We start from the raw sequence: 2,661 nt of genomic DNA, 5'->3' as shown, positions 1-2,661 counted from the left end.
GGGCGTGACCAACCTGCGCGGCACCATCGTGCCCATCGTGGACATGCGGCTGCGCTTCGACTGCGCCCGGGCCGACTACGACAGTTTCACCGTGGTCATCATCCTGAACCTGCGCGAGCGCGTGGTCGGCATTGTGGTGGACTCGGTCAGCGACGTGCTGGAGCTGTCGCCCGAGCAGATGCGCCCGGCGCCGGACGTGGACAGCGCCATCGACGCGGCCTGCATCCGCGGCCTGGGCTCGGTGGGCGAACGCATGCTGATCCTGCTGGACATCGAAAAGCTCATGTCCGGCGTGGACATGGGCCTGGTAGCCCTCGGCGACTGAGGGTGCCGGCAGCGACATGAATGACCCCACCGTCCGCACCCTGCGCCCTGCGCGCCCCGCCTTCGGCACCGCCCCCCACGCCGTCGCAGCCGTGCCGCATGCGCGCGCCGCGGCGCTGCCCGCCACCGAGGTGGACGAGAGCCGGGAATTCGCCTGGACGAACGCCGACTTCGTGCGGGTGCAGTCGCTCATCCACCAGCGCGCGGGCATCAGCCTGCACGACGGCAAGCACGCCATGGTCTACAGCCGCCTGTCGCGCCGCCTGCGCGAGACGGGGCACGGCAGTTTCCAGGACTACCTGGCCTGGCTGGAGAGCCACGACGGCCCGGAGTGGCAGGAGTTCATCAACGCGCTGACCACCAACCTCACGGCCTTCTTTCGCGAGCAGCACCATTTCGAGGTGCTGGCCTCGCTGCTGCGCAGCCGCCCGGGCGGGCCCTGGAGCGTGTGGTGCAGCGCCGCGTCCACGGGCGAGGAGCCGTACTCCATCGTCATGACGGCGCTCGAATCGCTGGGCGCCAATGCCTCCTTCAAGCTCATGGCCAGCGACATCGATTCGCGCGTGCTGGCCACCGCCTCCCAGGGCGTCTATCGCCAGGAGAACTTGAAGGGCCTGAGCCAGGAGCGGCTGCAGCGCTTCTTTCTGCGCGGCAAGGGCGCCAACGCGGGCCTGGCGCGCGTCAAGCCGGAGCTGCGCCGGCCCGTCGAATTCCTGAGCGTCAACCTGATCCGCGACGACTGGCCCTTCCGCGAGGCCTTCGACGTGGTGTTTTGCCGCAACGTGATGATTTATTTCGACGCCCCCACCCAGCGGCGCGTGCTCGAGCGCATCCACCGCGTGCTCAAGCCGGGCGGCATGCTGTTCGTCGGGCACGCGGAGAACTTCAGTGACTCGCGCGACCTGTTCACGCTGCGCGGCAAGACGGTCTATGAGCGCGTCTGAATAAGGCGGCCGTGCCCCACGCCCTGCAAGACCCTGCACCATGAGCTTCAACCGAGCCGATCTGCCTTCTACCGTACCGGCGCCCCATGAGCGCCGGCACGTGCCGCGCGCCCTGCCCCAGGCGGGAGGGGCGGCCGGGCCGACGCCCGAGGTGACGCTGGCCGAGCTCAAGGCGCGGCCGCGCCGGCCCGGCGAGGCCTCGTTCTTCTTCTACGACCACCACTTCCAGCACAACGCCGTCAAGGTCCTGCCGGGCGAATATTTCGTCGCCCGCGAGCGCATGACCATCGTCACCGTGCTGGGCTCGTGCATTGCCGCCTGCCTGTGGGACAGCCGCGCCCTGGTGGGCGGCATGAACCACTTCATGCTGCCCGACGGCGACAGCTCCGACACCTCGGGGCGCTACGGCTCCTACGCCATGGAGCTGCTCATCAACGAGATGCTCAAGCTGGGCGCGCGGCGCGAGACGCTGCAGGCCAAGATCTTCGGCGGCGGCCAGGTCATGCACAACTTCACCACGCTCAACGTGGGCGAGCGCAACACCCGCTTCGTGCAGAGCTACCTGGCCACCGAGCGCATCCCCATCGTCTCCGAGGACGTGCTGGACATCCACCCGCGCAAGGTGGTGTTCTTCCCGGTCACCGGCAAGGCCATGGTCAAGCGGCTGGCGCACGCCCATCCCGAGACGCTGGCCGAGGAAGTGGTGCGCGGCAATGCCGCCAGCGTGGCGCGCGCCACCAGCGGCGGCTCGGTCGATCTGTTCTGAAACCTGAAGGAAAACCGGCGCGAGCCCGCGCCCCGTCTAGGGAAGAGACTACAAAATGAGGAGCGGCAAGATACGTGTGATCGTGGTGGACGACTCGGCCCTGGTGCGCAGCCTGCTGGCCGAGATCATCAACCGCCAGAGCGACATGGAGTGCATCGGCACGGCCAACGACCCCCTGATCGCGCGCGAGATGATCCGCGAGCTGAACCCGGACGTGATCACGCTGGACGTGGAGATGCCGCGCATGGACGGCATCGATTTTCTCGGCCGGCTGATGCGCCTGCGGCCCATGCCGGTGGTCATGATCTCCACGCTCACCGAGCGCGGCGCCGAGGTGACCATGCGCGCGCTGGAGCTGGGCGCGGTGGACTTCGTCGCCAAGCCGCGCATCGGCGTGGCCAGTGGCCTCAATGAGCTGGCCACGCAGATCGTGGACAAGATCCGCGTGGCTGCCGTGGCCCAGGTGCGCCGCGCCGCGCCGCCGCCCGCGGCCAGGCCGGCCGGGGCGCCTCAGGCCGCCGGCGCGGCTCCGGCCCCCGCTGCCGCGCCCAGCGCGCCGCTGCTCGGGCGCGTGTCCACCGAGAAGATCATTTGCATCGGCGCCTCCACCGGCGGCACCGAGGCCAT

At 69.3% G+C, this 2,661-nt stretch carries 4 protein-coding genes; all 4 read left to right on the top strand.

Features of this window, described 5'->3' with window-relative positions; genetic code table 11:
• On the top strand, positions 1-325 hold a 325-nt coding region (locus RT051_RS14585; RefSeq protein WP_313077858.1), incomplete at its 5' end, for a chemotaxis protein CheW.
• Positions 326-341: 16 nt separating this feature from the next.
• Positions 342-1,268 carry a CheR family methyltransferase gene (locus RT051_RS14580; protein WP_313077856.1) on the top strand — a complete coding sequence of 309 codons (927 nt, stop codon included), beginning with the start codon at positions 342-344 and terminating at the stop codon, positions 1,266-1,268.
• Positions 1,269-1,308: 40 nt separating this feature from the next.
• Complete coding sequence (gene cheD, locus RT051_RS14575) at positions 1,309-2,034, top strand: chemoreceptor glutamine deamidase CheD (protein WP_313077853.1); 726 nt, start codon at positions 1,309-1,311, stop codon at positions 2,032-2,034.
• Positions 2,035-2,089: 55 nt separating this feature from the next.
• On the top strand, positions 2,090-2,661 hold a 572-nt coding region (locus RT051_RS14570; protein ID WP_313077851.1), incomplete at its 3' end, for a response regulator.

Source organism: Melaminivora sp. (genome assembly GCF_032059615.1).
GTDB lineage: Bacteria > Pseudomonadota > Gammaproteobacteria > Burkholderiales > Burkholderiaceae_C > Melaminivora.
This window is presented reverse-complemented; position numbering and strand designations above follow the sequence as displayed.